12 protein-coding genes and 3 tRNA genes are annotated in these 15,712 nt (G+C 38.0%); 8 read left to right on the top strand and 7 right to left on the bottom strand.

Features of this window, described 5'->3' with window-relative positions; genetic code table 11:
• Positions 1–863 precede the first annotated feature (863 nt).
• From ACG9ZL_RS01260 to ACG9ZL_RS01270, 3 genes are all read left to right on the top strand, one after another.
• The gene (locus ACG9ZL_RS01260) at positions 864–1,952 is read left to right on the top strand and encodes a hypothetical protein (RefSeq protein ID WP_336953502.1); all 1,089 of its coding nucleotides are present in this window, start codon (positions 864–866) and stop codon (positions 1,950–1,952) included.
• 66 nt (positions 1,953–2,018) lie between these two features.
• Entirely contained in the window at positions 2,019–2,591 is a 573-nt protein-coding gene (gene rrtA / locus ACG9ZL_RS01265) for a rhombosortase (RefSeq protein ID WP_419358779.1), read from the top strand.
• Between the two features lie 414 nt (positions 2,592–3,005).
• The gene (locus tag ACG9ZL_RS01270) at positions 3,006–5,204 is read left to right on the top strand and encodes a TRAP transporter large permease subunit (RefSeq protein ID WP_151956994.1); all 2,199 of its coding nucleotides are present in this window, start codon (positions 3,006–3,008) and stop codon (positions 5,202–5,204) included.
• Positions 5,205–5,262: 58 nt separating this feature from the next.
• On the opposite strand, the gene ACG9ZL_RS01275 is transcribed toward ACG9ZL_RS01270, so the two are convergent.
• A complete protein-coding gene (locus tag ACG9ZL_RS01275; protein ID WP_419358781.1) occupies positions 5,263–6,042 on the bottom strand; it encodes an AraC family transcriptional regulator in 780 nt (259 codons plus the stop codon).
• Positions 6,043–6,205: 163 nt separating this feature from the next.
• Between ACG9ZL_RS01275 and ACG9ZL_RS01280 the strand changes: the two genes are divergently transcribed.
• Entirely contained in the window at positions 6,206–7,126 is a 921-nt protein-coding gene (locus ACG9ZL_RS01280) for a DMT family transporter (protein ID WP_419358782.1), read from the top strand.
• A 101-nt stretch (positions 7,127–7,227) separates the two neighbouring features.
• Here the strand turns inward: ACG9ZL_RS01280 and ACG9ZL_RS01285 are convergent, their stop codons facing one another.
• From ACG9ZL_RS01285 to ACG9ZL_RS01300, 4 genes are all read right to left on the bottom strand, one after another.
• Entirely contained in the window at positions 7,228–7,671 is a 444-nt protein-coding gene (locus ACG9ZL_RS01285; RefSeq protein WP_336953506.1) for a hypothetical protein, read from the bottom strand.
• A 15-nt stretch (positions 7,672–7,686) separates the two neighbouring features.
• The gene (locus ACG9ZL_RS01290) at positions 7,687–7,896 is read right to left on the bottom strand and encodes a YheV family putative zinc ribbon protein (protein WP_419327730.1); all 210 of its coding nucleotides are present in this window, start codon (positions 7,894–7,896) and stop codon (positions 7,687–7,689) included.
• Between the two features lie 54 nt (positions 7,897–7,950).
• Entirely contained in the window at positions 7,951–9,978 is a 2,028-nt protein-coding gene (locus ACG9ZL_RS01295) for a M3 family metallopeptidase (protein WP_336953507.1), read from the bottom strand.
• A gap of 92 nt (positions 9,979–10,070) precedes the next feature.
• Entirely contained in the window at positions 10,071–10,706 is a 636-nt protein-coding gene (locus ACG9ZL_RS01300; RefSeq protein ID WP_336953508.1) for a hypothetical protein, read from the bottom strand.
• 60 nt (positions 10,707–10,766) lie between these two features.
• Here ACG9ZL_RS01300 and ACG9ZL_RS01305 point away from each other — a divergent pair, with 60 nt between their 5' ends.
• Positions 10,767–11,573, top strand: coding sequence for a barstar family protein (locus ACG9ZL_RS01305; RefSeq protein ID WP_419358784.1), 807 nt, complete (start codon positions 10,767–10,769; stop codon positions 11,571–11,573).
• Between the two features lie 55 nt (positions 11,574–11,628).
• On the opposite strand, the gene rnr is transcribed toward ACG9ZL_RS01305, so the two are convergent.
• On the bottom strand, positions 11,629–14,079 hold the full coding sequence (gene rnr, locus ACG9ZL_RS01310; protein ID WP_336953603.1) for a ribonuclease R: 2,451 nt from the start codon (positions 14,077–14,079) through the stop codon (positions 11,629–11,631).
• 264 nt (positions 14,080–14,343) lie between these two features.
• Between rnr and ACG9ZL_RS01315 the strand changes: the two genes are divergently transcribed.
• From ACG9ZL_RS01315 to ACG9ZL_RS01325, 3 genes are all read left to right on the top strand, one after another.
• A tRNA-Ser gene (locus ACG9ZL_RS01315) sits at positions 14,344–14,433 on the top strand.
• A 15-nt stretch (positions 14,434–14,448) separates the two neighbouring features.
• A tRNA-Arg gene (locus ACG9ZL_RS01320) sits at positions 14,449–14,525 on the top strand.
• Between the two features lie 47 nt (positions 14,526–14,572).
• Positions 14,573–14,649 (top strand) — tRNA-Arg (locus ACG9ZL_RS01325).
• Positions 14,650–14,696: 47 nt separating this feature from the next.
• Here ACG9ZL_RS01325 and ACG9ZL_RS01330 read toward each other — a convergent pair.
• Complete coding sequence (locus tag ACG9ZL_RS01330) at positions 14,697–15,590, bottom strand: hypothetical protein (RefSeq protein ID WP_419358786.1); 894 nt, start codon at positions 15,588–15,590, stop codon at positions 14,697–14,699.
• Positions 15,591–15,712: the final 122 nt, after the last annotated feature.

Here is a 15,712-nt window from a genome sequence, read left to right on the forward strand (position 1 = left end):
ACAAGTGTATTATTGCTGTTGCTGGCATGCTTTAGTCTAAAAATATTTAGAATGCGTCCAGAAGTCCGAAGTTTGGAACATTTTGATTTAGAGCATTGGAGCTTACAATATGAGGATTCCAATCAAATTCATCATATACAAATTCAGAAAATGATTGATCATCAATTTTATATTGCGGTGTATTTTTGTGAGGAAAGCAATAAAAGTCTAATTATTTGGCAAGATCAACTAAGCACAATACAGTGGAAATCTTTGAAATCTCGGGTCACGCTAAGTTAATTGTCTGACAAATATAAAAAATATAATTTTAATTTAATTTAAATAAAACAGTAGTTTATTTGTATTTTTTCTTATTGAATATTCATTGTTAGACCAAATATATAGAAAATAGCGCAATTATGAGATTGTCCGACAATTCTATCTGTGAAAATCTGATTTTGCATATAAATTAAAATCACCAACAGCGAGGAGGAATTTCCTAATGGGTGAAATTCATACGTTTTGGTTCTTAGTGGTTGCAATTGTTTTTGCAATTATATTTGGAAGACTAGGAACTATGCTGAGGGAACAGATCGAGAAAGCTAACGCTAACAGTGTTAACGGTAGCAAATTTAAAAGACTTAAAACGAATAAACTCTCTTAAAGAGTTTACCTTTTAACAAGTAGCATGTGCTGAACCGTCGCAATGCTACTTTTTTTTGCTTAAAATTTGTATAAAAACCAGATCAGGTCAATTGAATACTTTCTATATTGTGGCAAATTCTTCAGATGAAATTAGAGCTATTACTCTGTTATTCAGAGATTGCATCTGATATTGTTATTTTAAAAGGGATATAAACACAATTATATAGAGGACAGGAAGTATGTCTAAGGTCCACAAGCTTGGTCAATTGATGCTGACCGCTGTCGTTGCCTCATCTGTGTTATCAGGTTGTTCATATGTTGTAAAATCAGGTGCCAATGTTGCGCTTGGATTTAGTGAGAAACATATCGTCCCACCCATTTTGGCAGGTAATGATACAGATATGGCGTGCAACTCAGGCAACGCCTTAACACCAGCAATTATGGCAACAAAAGATATGGGGGCTGACCCAACCCGTATGGCAGTATTATTATATTCAGCTGCGGGAATGTGTGCAGAAAATCGTGCTTTGGATGCAGAACTCAGATATTTACGGGCTTCAAAAGACGGTAAAGTGACTGAAGCTCAAGATGCTCGTATAGAACAAAAACGTTGGGCAGCTCTTGCCGCAGAACGTCAATACACGGGCTATCAACTATTTGCAGAACGTTGGCAGGCAAAATATAAATATACTTTAGGTGATTCTTGTCCAACCATGCGTAAGGACTTGGATCAAACCATCTATTTAATCGGTATGCTCAGTGGTTTGCAATCGATGACCAATGACATTAACTCTGGTGGTGCAGTCAATGTACCGAAAGATATTGCTGCGATTGTTGAACGTGGTATGACATGTTTAGACAATAACAAATTCTGGGGTGCCCCAATGGCGACCCGTGCAGTGATTTGGATATTGTTACCAGGTGCAGGAGATGGTAAGCCTGATCCAACACAGACCTTACAACAATCAATGCAAATCGCAGAACAGAAAGGTGTTCGTTTAGCATTTGCAATGAATGCTGTTGCAGCACAAGCTAGTGGTGATGATGCTAAATTAAGAGCGGCGTTAAAAGCTTATGCCGCATCGCGAGCAGATGATAAGCCAGTAAACCCTGAATTTAGATTGTTAGATGGTATGGCGGGTCAAATGGTTCAAGGCATTGCAGATCGTTATTGGACTGAACATACCGGTGTTCGTGCAGCAGATGATGGAATGACCACATTCTGGGATGAACAAGCATCTACGGGTGATGATGAATTATTTAATGATTTACCTGCACCGACTGAAGAGCCAAGTGCTTCAGCTGACGAACCTGCAGCAAATCCATAGTATTCAATTGCATGAATTGGTTAGAATTGAGGAAGAGCGACAGCTCTTCTTTTTTTATGGTGTAGCATGGAACAACACAAGTTAGATAAAAATATATTGTTTATTGCAACCAGTATCATTTTCTTTGCAATTCTTCAGCTTTTTCAAACTCATTTCATTTATCAGCACGATGTTTTTTTAAGCCAGCCTTGGCGCTGGTGGACAGGGCATTGGGTTCATGTGGGATGGATTCATTATGTTTTAAATGTTTTGGCTTTGGCTTGTTTACCCTTTTTATTTCCAAACATTAAAAAGAAAGTTTTTATTGCTTTATTGCTTATTTTACCGCCTTTACTCAGTCTCTGTTTTTATCTGATTTATCCTCATATTTTTGCTTATGCAGGTTTGTCTGGCATTCTTCATGGTCTGTTTGTATTTTGTGCAATCGTCAGTTTAAAAGAAAAGCCAGAACGAAATTTTGCCTTCATCGTATTGTTATGCATCTTAGGCAAAATCGCATGGGAACATTTTTTTGGTGCACTACAAACTGAACAATTGATTGGTCATCCTGTTTTAATACAAGCGCATTTGCTTGGGATGATTTTTGGAAGTATTTGTGCCATCTTGAGCTTAATTTTTCGACTTAATGTTATGAAATAGAAAATGAATCAAGAATATTATTTGCATGAAGTATTATTTTATAAAATTTTATTATTTTGATGAGGTTAAGCACATAGAAGCGTAAATATATTTAAAAAAAATTTGAATGAATGCTTTGTAATGAATGGATTCTGATTCTCATTTGTGGTTAATTATGTGAATGTTACATCAATTTTAGTTGTAAAAAATATAAGTACTTAGTTGTTTTTTCACATTTAATGATAAGACTATAGATGAGTTGACAAAAAGCTCGCCAAAAAAATTAATCTTTGTCATGTTTTTCTTAGGAAAATTAGGGCAAATTTGAGTGGTGATGATAGGAATGGGTATTGGTAAAGGATTTTACCTCTCACCTAATAATAAAAGATAAGCTGTGCAAGCGATTGTACACTGGTTATAAAAACTGGAATAACAATGCAAGAACCTGTAAATAATAGATCGGGATTAGGTCTACTCAGTTATCTCTGGAATGAGTGGTTCTCAACCTTTTCCATCCTTATTCTGCTTCTCCTGACCTTGATCATTGGGACAGGGGATATGATTCATGGGCAAATGCTTCGTTTAGGTGAACGCCTATATGGAGACGAAAAAATAGGAATGCAATATTCCTTTTTACGTGCTGAGCCCAACAAACCTTCATGTGACCGCAATGTAGATATCGATAAGCTTGTCAAAGAAAAAATGCAACAGGAAGCCAGTGATCCTGATGCGGCATTTTTTGGTTTAACGCCAGAAGCAGATGTTCGCGCTTCATTCGTTTCAGCTCAAACGGATTGTGAACAGAAATATGCGTTCTATGATAAATCGATCAAACATATGGAAGATCATCCATCCCTTCGTTCATATCGTTCGATGGAAACGGGTTTCTTCTGGATATTGAAATGGGGCTCTGAACATCGTGTACTCATTCTGATTTTGATGGTGGTGATTGCTGCAATTACAGCATCATTGAAGATGCATCATATTGGGCTACGTCCAGCGCGTACTAAGCTTGATTTTAAAGTTTATAATATTGCGATGGTACTGGGGAATGCCTTACTGAGCTTCTCGGTCATTAGCCAATATCGTTCAGTACTCAATTCTGGTGTTGAATCTACCCTTGAAACGATTGGGGTCTATTGGTTATGGATGATCCTGTTCGTTGTCTTGACAGTCATCAGCCTGTTTAAATTATTCCGTACCCCAGAAAATGCTGAAGAAGGCGGTAAATTTGGCCTTGCGCTGCTGAGCATACCTTTATATGCCTTTATGGCAATTGTGACAGGTATTGCATTTACTTTCTTTATGGACTACCCAATGGGGCAAGGTATTTACCTTGGCTTGTTGACTGAATTTTCAAATATCTTCCTTAATTTAGCACTGTTTATTTGGGCGGGTATGTTATTGACCCAAACACGTGTGATGGATCTTTTCTTGGCGATTCTTCGTCCTTGGAACTTAGCGCCTGAAACATTGACGTGGATCATTTTGATCGGTGCTGCAATTCCAACAGCATATACAGGCGCTTCGGGAATCTTCGTTGTTGCTGCTGGTGCAATTATCTACAAAGAAGTGTGGAATTCAGGTGCTCGTCGTCAATATGCACTTGCTGTTTCGGCAATGTCAGGTTCACTGGGTGTTGTATTACGTCCGTGTCTATTGGTGATCTTAATTTCCATGTTGGATAGCCGTCATGTAACTTCAGACGAGCTATTTGATCATGGTATTTATGTATTCTGGTTAACCGCATTTATTTTCTTAGGGGTGTCGTTATTCCTTGCTGAGAATAAGTTCCGTATTAACTCACCGAAAACTGCTGTCCCTGGTATGTTGCGTGCTTTCGTTCCTGTGCTTCCATATATCTTGATTGTTGCTGTCGTAATTGGCTTCTATCAGTTTGGTCTGGACACGAAAATGGATGAATTTACCGCCCCTGTAATTCTTCCAATCATGTTATTGGCATTTATTTTATTTGATAAGTTATTTGGTAATAAATTACCGATACCAGAAAACCCAAATAAAGCACTTGCTCTAGAGCATGAAAAAAATTCTGAATACTTACGTGAGCATGGTGATACCGCTGAAACGAAACGTGGCTTCCGTAGCGCAATTCGTTTTGCAACATCTGAAAGTGTTGGTCATATTGGTGCGTTAATTATTCTAATGGCATTGTCTGCAAGTGTTGGTGGTCTGATTGAACGCAGTGAGATCGTGACCATGGTGCCAACGCATTTGGGTAGTATCTTGGTGACACTTGGCTTTATGGCATTGTTACTTGCATTAATTGGTATGACAACAGATCCATTTGGTGCGGTGATTCTTGTTGCTGCGACGATTGCGCCAGTTGCATTTGAAAATGGTATCCATCCGATTCACTTCTGGATGATTGTACTGGTTGCATTTGAGTTTGGTTATGTTACGCCACCAGTTGCGCTCAACCATTTACTGACCAGGCTCTCGGTCGGTGATGCAGAAGTTGCCGCCGCCGATGCTGAGGCAAAAGCCAAATATACAAGCTTCTACTATCGTTATGAGCGTTGGATCTTGCCAATCGTGGTGCTGTTCTCCGCATTGGTGATTGTGACCTATGCGCCGTACATGTTTAACTTGTTTGACTGGTATGCCAGTAAATAATTGAATGTCTAAAAAGCGCCTTCGGGCGCTTTTTTTCTGTCTGTGGCTTTGAATAGATTTAGTGATCTTTAAATTGAAACTGCTGAATGTACTCACTCGGCGTTAAACTGGTTTCACGTTTAAACATGGCACTAAATGCACTGGCACTGTCATAGCCCAAATCAAGTGCAACATTGAAAATAGATTTATTCATTGCCAAATCAGTCATGGCCTGCATTAGCCTTGCCTGCCGTACCCAATGACTAAAATGCATATTGGTTTCTTTCTGAAAATGCCGACTGAGCGTTTTAGAGCTAACATGTAAAAATTGGGCGGCATGTTCGAGTGTCCATGTTTGACTGAGATCATATTTAATTTCAGCACAGAGCCTTTGCAATTTAATATTTTGTGGCTCAGGTAAGCTAAATGGTAGAACAGGAAGAAGTTCCATCTCATCTAAAATCAATTCAAGCAATCGTGCTTCACGGCTTTGTGGGTGAATCGTCGATTGTATCTGCATTGCTGAGCGGATAAGTTCTTTTAAAAGGGGAGAGATCGTGACGACACGGCACTCATTGACTAATTTTGAACGTGCGTCTGGCTCAATAAATACACCATAAGCTTGTACATCACCACTGATCAGAAGAGCATGGGCCTTATATGCTGGAATCCATACACCGCGTCCCGGTGGCGTGACCCATGTTCCTTCTGCCGTTTGAATACGGAGAACACCAGAAAGCGTATGAATCAGTTGGATACGTTCATGGCTATGCCAATCTTCGATATGTCCATGGGAATAATTTTCAGTAAAAGCATAAATTGGATAATCTAAAAATCCATGATCATAATTATTTCCCATGATTTAGTCCTCAATCAATATGGCACTGCCAATCACACCTTCGTGGAATTGCTTAGTTCTCAATCATAATGTCCTTTATGCGATAGTTATTGTCATTTTATCGTACAAGTTCAAAATGATTATTTTTTAACATGGTTGAATCTTTCTGTATAGGCAGAGCAGCATGTTTCAAAAAGCTTATTTCTACCCATTGTTCGCCATTTTATTTTGGGCTGGAAATGTAATTGTATCTAAAATGGCAAGCCATGCAATTTCACCTATAGCGATTACATTTTATCGTTTGGTTTTTGCGCTTGCGGTGATGAGTACTTTTGTATTGATTCCCAGTTGGAAAAATCGCCATTTTATTCGCCAGTATTGGAAACATTTGGCTTTAGGTGGATTTCTTTCTGTATCCTTATTCCAATTTTTGTCTTATCAAGCAGCGACAACCACGACAGCAACCAATATGGCGATTGTGACGGCATTGATTCCATTATTGACGATTATTTTAAGTACATGGATTTTAAAAGATCAGATTAGCTACGGCTTAGTAATCGGAGGCTTCTTATCATTCTATGGCATTTTGTATTTATTGAGTCATGGGCATATTGCCCAAGTTTTTAGCCAAGGTATGCATCTTGGAGATGGCTTGATGTTGCTTGCCGCAATCGGCTACGCTTTATATGGTGTGCTGTTAAAACGTTGGAAAATGCCGATCCCAGCATGGCAATCGAATTTTGTCATGTCGACCTTTGCCATCTTATATGTTTTGCCGTTTTTTATCTTTTTACCCGCATCACAAATGCAACTGAATCAACAGACCGTTCCTTTGATTTTGTATGCCAGTATTTTCTCATCGATTTTATTGTCTTATTTATGGATTGAAGGTGTAAGACATTTGGGACCCAATAAAAATAGTATTTTTATGAATTTATTGCCAGTGTTTACAGCTTTAATTGCCGTAGTGCTATTGGGTGAACATTTACAAGTTTTTCATTTGGTTGGTGGTGGTTTAACACTCTGTGGAATTTTATTGGCGCAAATTATCCAAAAGCCAATCCAATGGAAAAAATCAACACAGCAATCATTGGACTCACTTTAAAATATTGGAGGATCTATAGTTGAAATTGAAAAAAGCCTTAACTTATAAATAGGTTAAGGCTTTTCTGGTATCAGATCGTCATTTTTGCGTATGGGCAAAAATTATTGATTTTGTGCAGCTATTTGTTGTTGAAGTAGCTTGATTTGCTCTTCCTTAAGTTTAATCAATTGATCTGCATCGGCATGTTGAGACTTGAGGTTTTGTTGCTGATCATCGAGTTGTTTTTGGATATCTTCTAGTTTAGCCACTTCTTCTTTAGCTAAACTGGTATTTTCAGGGATTTTATCTTTTAAAATGGATTCTTTGACCAATTCTACATTGGCAGTCTCTGAAGCAGCACTTTGTTCAACAGGCGTTGCCACAGGCGGAGCCGTTGCTTCCACTTTCTTCGTAGTAGGTGTTGGTTGATTCAATTGCTCATTGATTTGGGTGCTTTCAGAGGTGTTATTTAACCAGAAAAAAATAGCAATTAAAACGATAACTGCCCCCAAACCACCAGCAATAATCCACATTAATTTTGAATTGTTTCTTTGTTCTATATGCATTTTATTCGGTCCGATCTATTTTGAAGAGCGAGGCTTGAATTGAATGACCCCAATTTCATCAGGTATAGCAGGTTCTTCAGGCGCATCTACATGAGTAGGGCGATTTTCAGAATATCCACACTCGATGCATTCAATCCATTCCGCATCGTCTTGGGTGAGCATAACAATACGATCCATCGCTTCACATTTTGGACATTTTGCACCAGCAATGAAACGACGTCTAATATTCATACACCCACCACACTTTAAACAATTTTGGCCGTTAGTTTAAGCGTTTTTTTAGCTATTCGTCCAACCTTGATGACGTAATAATGCATCTATTTTAGGTTCACGACCACGGAAATTGATAAATGCATCAAGTGCTGTATCTTTTCCGCCAACTGCAAGGATTGCCTTACGGAACTCTTGTCCAGTTTGGGTATTAAACACACCCTCATGTTCAAAGCGGTCAAAAGCATCGCTTGCTAAAACTTCTGCCCATTTATAAGAATAATAACCGGCAGCATAACCGCCCGCAAAAATATGGCTAAAGCCATTCTGGAAGCGGTTATAAGGTGCTGTTGCTAAAACCGCATACTTCTGGCGAATATCATCTAAAGTTGCTTGGATTTGTTCAGCATTTAGGGCAGGTGTAAGTTTATGAATGGTTAAATCGAACAGTGCAAATTCAATTTGTCGTAAAGTTTGCATACCTGACTGGAAGAAACGAGCATCGAGTAATGCTTTTAAAAGATGCTCAGGAAGTGTGTTTTTAGATTCAATATGTTCACTGATTAAAGCCAAGCTTTCAGTATCCCATGTCCAAAATTCCATAAACTGGCTAGGTAACTCTACTGCATCCCATGCAACACCATGTGTTCCAGCAACTGCAATATTGTCCACTTCTGTCAACATATGGTGTAAGCCATGACCAAACTCATGGAATAAGGTATTCACTTCATCATGCGTTAATAGGGCAGGCTGATCACCGACAGGTGGGGTAAAGTTCCCAACCATATAACAGATTGGTTTTTGTAACCCCGTTTCGGTTTGCATACGCGAGCGGAAACCACTCATCCATGCACCACCACGTTTACCGTTACGCGCATAGAGATCAAAGTAAAAGCCACCAATCACAGTACCTTGATCTTCTAGTTCATAATAATGGGCATCTGTATGCCAAAGTGGTGCTTGGCGTTCAATAACTTGAATTCCATATAAACGATTGACCACATTAAATAAGCCTTGAATCACTTTAGGCGCAGGGAAGTATGGTTTTAAATCTTCCTGAGAAAGGTTGAACTGTTGAACTTTTAGTTTTTCAGAATAATAACTGCTGTCCCAAGGTTTTAGCTCATCTATGCCATCTTGTTTGGCAATAGTTTTGAGTTCTTCGATTTCATTTAATGCAGGTGTACGTGCATGTTCTGCTAAATCAACCAGAAATTGATCAACAGTGGCCACATCGGGTGCCATTTTTGAAGCAAGCGAATATTCAGCAAAATTGTCAAAACCTAAAAGCTTGGCCATTTCCTGACGTAAGCTGAGGATTTCAACCATTACGGGTGCATTGTCAAATTGCGTATCGCTGGCTTGATCTGAGGCGCGTGTAACATAAGCGTGATAGATTTCTTCACGGAGCGCACGATCTTCTGCATAGGTCATGATGGCCAAATAAGATGGAATATCTAAGGTAGCAACTGGCTGATCTAGTTCGCGTTGTTGACCGTATTGTTTGAGTAATTCAATACTGCCTTGCGGTAGACCTTTAAGCTGATCCGTGGTTAAAGTTTTGCTATAGGCTTGGGTTGAATCCAAAACATGATTAGAAAAATCAGAAGACAGTTGTGATAATCGTGCTGAAATTTCTGCATAGCGTTTTTTAGCTTCACCTTCAAGGGCAACACCTGAAAGTTTAAAATCACGTAAAGCCAGTTTAATTGCACTTTGTTGCGCCGTTGGCAAGTCGCTAAAAATCGCATGATCATAAACATTTTGATAAGTTTGGAACAAAGCAACGTGTTGACCGATCTGAGTGTAGTATTCACTTAAACTTGGTAATAAGTCTTGATAGACTTCACGCGTTTCAGTGTTATTCATCACTGCGTTGAGGTGTGACAAAATTCCCCAAGATTCACTCATGTTATTTTCAAGTGAATCTACATTTTCGATCACTGCAAGTTGTTGTTGAATGCTTTCAGGGACTTGTACCAAGTCATTTAAAAAGTTTTGACCGTCTTGGATGGCTTTTTCAATATTTTGTTTGAGTTGATCTAAACTAATTTGATCAAATTGCGGTACTGGCAACGTTGCCTGTTCTAGTGTCATGAGCTTTATGCCAAATCATTTCTTAAGTTATAGATAGATGTAGGGCTTCTGGCAGGGGAAATCAAGGTGTGACAATAAAATTAACACAGATGTTAATGGACTTGTTTGGTTTTCAAATTGTATTCAAATGGGATAGAGTATGCGCCCGCATCAAAACTGATGCCTAAAATATCTTTTTTAAGATAAAAGCCATTTGCATTTTTTAGCGCAATAAAATTTCGATCTTCAGCATAGTATCGGTATAGGTATTGCAGATCTGCGCTATCGCAGTCATTAGCCGTTTTAGAAAGCGTTGCGGTTTTATTTTCAATACATGGGTCAAGTTGCTGAGCAATTTCATTTGAGATTTGCGCTGCGGACAATTGATATTTTTGCAGTATTTGTGGCAATGTTACGAACTGTCTATTCTCTAAATCGATCACATAATACTTTTCACGATAATAGCTTTGTCCGCCTTCAATTTCTAAATGGGTATAAACACTTAAATAGTTTTGATCCTGATAGATCTTTCCTGAACTAAAGTCGATACGTGTAGCATCATCTGCCAAAAGTTCGTGTGTGATTTGTTGGTTGATTTTTTCAAAACCTTTGCCTTGGATAAAGGGAATATTTCCTGAAAAGTTTGTGTATTTAGGGGGAATAGTTTGGGTTTTAAAAGTGATGGTTTCAGCAGAAGCTACACAGCTGAGTAACAGGATTAAGAGTGATGGTATATTTTTAATTTTCATGCTGTTATTTCTAGAGTTATTTGAGTCGCTATGCATGCATTATAAAACAAGGAAGACTCTATGAGGGTACAAGAAAAGTATTTATTAAAAGTAGTAAGTTTTGATCCTGAACAAGAACCAGAAGAGCAACATATTTATTTGATAGAGGTTTATGACTTTGAAGTAACGGCAAATCAAATTAATTTTAAAAATTGCATAAATTCTAAAATTTTAGATGAAATGGATAAGCTGCATTTACTGAAAAGACATAGAAAAATAGACCATCTCTACTTTGTTTTGACGTATGAATTGAGGGTGGGGGACAAAGAATTTTCTAACGATTTAGATTTTTCTTATGAGTTTAATTATAAGAATGCTGATCTGATCGTTTATGACTTTACTTATGATGGAGATGAAGAATACCAGGAGCCATCATTAAGTGAAAAAACTACATTTTTCTTAAAACAAAATCAATTTTTAAAAAAATATTCTGAAAATAAAATTTCTCTAAAACAATGGTTTGAGTTAAATGAGTTTGAAAAGGAATGTTGGTTAAATGTTGCTTATAAGGTTAATTTCAATCAACACATAAATGAAAGTATCTCAAAAGTTAGCCATATTATTTTAGATGGAAACTACATACATTCGGAAAGTGATCTTTATTGTTATATTGGGGAACAAGTTTGTGGCATTTTGGGTTATATGGGATATAACACCTCAGCTTTAAGCAATTGTTTAACAGAAGAAAATTTAAGACCCATTTGTAGGCCATTAAATATTACTTGGAAGAATTTTAAAAGTTCCGAGCTGAATTTTAATTGCCTTGATGATTTAAATTATTTGGTTGAGCTACTCAAAGAGGATGCCATTTTAAATATTCAAATTTAAAATTTTAATGATAAAAAAGAGAGCCGAAACTCTCTGATTTTGCGGTAAGTCAAAATTACTCAGTCTTTGCTTTTGCGTTCGACTTCTTCTTTTTTGCTTTAGCCTTTTTCTTCACTTTATCTTTAGCCTTTGTTTCAGGCTGAGTTGCAGTACTTTTTCCAGGTTTTTTATTGTAAGAGCTGGGTTTTCCTTTGGGCTTTTTCTTTCGAATGGGACGTTCCCCATCTTCGCTGGCGTTCCCACTGTCAGATTCAGATTTAACTTTGACAGGACGTTCAGAAAAAACTTCTTCTTTGGCAACGGGTTTTGCAACACGTGGTGCACGACTACGGATTACACGGCCCGCATGCGACAGTTGTTGTAACAATTCAAAATCAATCTTACGTTCTTCTAGGTTAACCCCAGCAACTTTAATCTTGACTTCGTCACCCAAACCAAATGCTTGACCACGATTTTGACCGACTAAATTTTGACTAACTTGATCATAAACAAAGTAGTCATCGCCCAATTGACTCACGTGAATCATACCATCCACATATAAGTCTTTTAGGGTTACAAATAAACCAAATTCAGCGGTTGCACTGATCACACCAACAAATTCTTCGCCTAAATGCTGCTGCATATAGTGACATTTCAGCCATGAAGTAACCGAACGCGAGGCTTCATCTGCACGACGTTCAGTTGCAGAGAAATGTTCACCCGCATCTTCTAAAGCCGCACCTGAAAGAGGATACTTTTTGTTGGTTAAACTGGCTTTAATCGCACGATGTAATAGCAGGTCAGGGTAGCGACGAATTGGTGAAGTGAAATGGGTATATGCTTCATAAGCCAAGCCATAGTGCCCCACATTTTTTGGACCATAGTAGGCTTGCATCATTGAACGTAATAACACTGCATGAATACTTGGTGCATCAATACGATCTTTGGTTGCTTCAATCACCGTTTGATAATCGGCTTGTGTTGGTTGGTCAGGGAATTTAAAGCCCAATAATTTTACAAAGTCTTTTACTTTTTGAATGCGTGAAAACTCTGGTGCTTCATGCACACGATACAACATTGGAACTTCATTTTTTAAGCAATATTCTGCTGCTGCAACGTTAGCAAGCAACATACATTCCTCAATAAGCTTATGCGCAACATTACGTGAACGCGGTAAAATTTCTTTAATTCCACCCAATTCATCAAAAGTCATGTAGGTTTCAACGGTTTCAAATTCCATTGCATGACGTTGTGCACGTAAACCTTTTAAAGTTTCATACAATTGGTAGAGCGTATTAACTGACTTACGGACATCACGGTCTTCAGGAATCGCATTGCTGTCGCCATCTAAATATTGTGCAACTTGGGTATAGGTTAAACGTGCTTTTGAATGCATCACTGATGGATAAAATTCAAATTTAGTCACTTTACCAGCACGACTTAAATTTAAATCACACACCATACATAAACGGTCAACATGTGGATTTAAAGAACATAAGCCATTTGAAAGTGCTTCAGGCAACATGGGTAATACATAGTGTGGGAAATACACGGATGTACCACGTTCTTGCGCTTCATCATCTAAAGGTTTACCAACACGGACGTAATGACTGACATCTGCAATTGCGACAACGACACGATAGCCACCACCAGGGCGTTTTTCAGCATAGACTGCATCATCGAAGTCACGTGCGTCTTCACCATCAATGGTAACTAAAGGCAAATCTCGTAAATCTATACGACCTTGACGATCCTTTGCAGAGGGTTCTTTAAACGCTTCGGCTTCTTTGATGACTTCTTCTGGGAATTCATAAGGTAAACCATATTCTAAAATGGTTTGCGGGATAATGATTTCAGTATCGGCTTTATCCGCCATTGATTGAATCACATGACCTGTCGCAAATTCATCTCGTGTTGGATAGTCATCAATTTCAACACGTAATGCATCGCCGACTTTGGCTTTGGCATGTTCAATCAGTTCTTTTTCTAAAGTTATGGGTTGATGCGCATTGGGCGGTGCAGGTTGAATAAAGTATTCACCTTCAAATTCTGCAACTTTACCGATCAGTTGTTTAACTCGACGTTGAGTCACTTCAGTAATATAGCCCCAAGCTTTACCTTTACGGTCTACAGAAGTTTGTTGGACTTTAACGCGGTCACCATGGAAGACTTGACGTAATTCGCGCTCAGGCAGAAGGAACTCATCTTTCTTCCCATCTAAGCTTGCAACGCCTAAACCTTTAGCGTTGACATAAACAGTAGCGTCTAGGGTAGGTTGATCGGCCATCAGCTGATATTTAAAACCATCTTTCATCAACTGACCATCACGGACCATTGCACTTAAACGATGGCTGAGCGCATCTATACTTTTTTGATCGACAATTTCAAGCAGTTCAACAAGATCTGCATGTGACAATGCTTCTTGTTTTCGTTCAATGATTTCTAGGATAAGCGTACGACTTGGAATGGGATTGTCGTAACGCTCAGCTTCAGCTTTGGCTTCAGGATCGACCCAATTTTTCATGATGTATTTGGTTTCTAGTCAGAAGATAGGATTAGCATAAGACATACAGTGGAATACTGCACGTAATTGATTGCAATATTGTGTTTTTAATTTAATTTTTAGAGAAATTTTATTTGTATTTGTAGATTGTGATTGTTTTGCAGCATAAAAAAACAACAAAATGATGAAAATCGCTTAAAAAGTATTTAATTGAGTAAATTTCTCTATTTTTTTTAATGTCATCACTTGCCGAATCGGGTTTTAGTTTGTATTATGGCGGCTCGTTACGGTGAGATGGGTGAGTGGCTGAAACCACATCCCTGCTAAGGATGCATACGGGTAACTGTATCGAGGGTTCGAATCCCTCTCTCACCGCCAACGATTACTTATGACGCGCTCATAGCTCAGCTGGATAGAGCACTTGGCTACGAACTAAGGGGTCGGGAGTTCGAATCTCTCTGAGCGCACCAATAAGTTAATCATGATGTAACGAATGCCTTTTGGCAACACAAGTATTGCGCTCATAGCTCAGCTGGATAGAGCACTTGGCTACGAACTAAGGGGTCGGGAGTTCGAATCTCTCTGAGCGCACCAACTTGAAGAATTAACCGCATACGTTGCGGTTTTTTTGTACCTGAAATTTAGATTGATGATTTTAGTTGGTTGAATATATTGATTCTCTTGGCTATTTTACGAAAAATAAAATAGCTAAATGCAATAAGCCCAATAATAATGCCAGTTATCTCTAAATAGGAAAAAGTGCTAATTTTAAAAAGAAAAAAGATGCTAATTAAACTTAGACTAAGCCATAATAAACAGAAAAATAGGATTTCATTAAAGAAGAATATTTGAAAGAGCCTTTTGCGTAATTCCTTATTTTTAATTCGCGTCAGAATTAAAAACCGATGTTTAAAACCGAATGAACTGTTTGGTGAGATTTCAGCTTTGGATAGCAGCATTCGATAAAAATGGACCTCATCAAAAGACGCATTGAGTTTGTTTTTAACAGGCTGTTGTGTCTTTTCATTGTTACTTAACCATTTATCGACCTCAAAACAGGGGAGTAAAGACTCTCCAAAACCATCGATATCTAAATATCGATTTTGGGGTGTATTAAGTTCGAAAGATTTTGGCAGCCAATATTTTGAAGGTGATGGACTTTTGGGATCTCGATGTTTTTGTTCGATGAAATGGATCATATCCACCATTTCATTTCTAGTTTCTATGCTAAATGGATCAATCATCATTCCCATAATATCAGTAATGTTTAACTCGACTGAAAATGTTGGAGTACGTTGTAAATATTGTAAAAATGATTGAGCTAAAATTGCTACTTTTTCATCATTATAGAGTGCTGACCATATGTTGAGTCTGGATTTAAACGTTTCACAGCTTTTTAAGATCGTTGCACGAAAGACGTAATAGGTTAAGTCATCTTCATCTTGAATAGCGGTAATGTCTTCAACTTTAAATAAGGCCAACCAAAATAACAGAATAGAGTATTTAACTTCTTGATAGGTTTCATTTTCATCCATTTGCCCAATAGTTCTATCGAGATCGGATGAAATCAAAAGTGTTGAGTAATGTCCCATTTTTTTCCTTTTATTATCTGAATTTTTATAGAAATATTGATGAAATAATAGTACACGATTGATTG

Source organism: Acinetobacter legionensis, from assembly GCF_048551735.1.
GTDB lineage: Bacteria > Pseudomonadota > Gammaproteobacteria > Pseudomonadales > Moraxellaceae > Acinetobacter.

What these genes read in the sequence shown, in the direction of transcription:
- ACG9ZL_RS01260 (WP_336953502.1), top strand. Translation starts at nt 864, where the DNA reads ATGTCTAAGGTCCACAAGCTTGGTCAATTGATGCTGACCGCTGTCGTT.
- rrtA (WP_419358779.1), top strand. Translation starts at nt 2,019, where the DNA reads ATGGAACAACACAAGTTAGATAAAAATATATTGTTTATTGCAACCAGT.
- ACG9ZL_RS01270 (WP_151956994.1), top strand. Translation starts at nt 3,006, where the DNA reads ATGCAAGAACCTGTAAATAATAGATCGGGATTAGGTCTACTCAGTTAT.
- ACG9ZL_RS01275 (WP_419358781.1), bottom strand. Translation starts at nt 6,042, where the DNA reads ATGGGAAATAATTATGATCATGGATTTTTAGATTATCCAATTTATGCT.
- ACG9ZL_RS01280 (WP_419358782.1), top strand. Translation starts at nt 6,206, where the DNA reads ATGTTTCAAAAAGCTTATTTCTACCCATTGTTCGCCATTTTATTTTGG.
- ACG9ZL_RS01285 (WP_336953506.1), bottom strand. Translation starts at nt 7,671, where the DNA reads ATGCATATAGAACAAAGAAACAATTCAAAATTAATGTGGATTATTGCT.
- ACG9ZL_RS01295 (WP_336953507.1), bottom strand. Translation starts at nt 9,978, where the DNA reads ATGACACTAGAACAGGCAACGTTGCCAGTACCGCAATTTGATCAAATT.
- ACG9ZL_RS01300 (WP_336953508.1), bottom strand. Translation starts at nt 10,706, where the DNA reads ATGAAAATTAAAAATATACCATCACTCTTAATCCTGTTACTCAGCTGT.
- ACG9ZL_RS01305 (WP_419358784.1), top strand. Translation starts at nt 10,767, where the DNA reads ATGAGGGTACAAGAAAAGTATTTATTAAAAGTAGTAAGTTTTGATCCT.
- ACG9ZL_RS01330 (WP_419358786.1), bottom strand. Translation starts at nt 15,590, where the DNA reads ATGGATGAAAATGAAACCTATCAAGAAGTTAAATACTCTATTCTGTTA.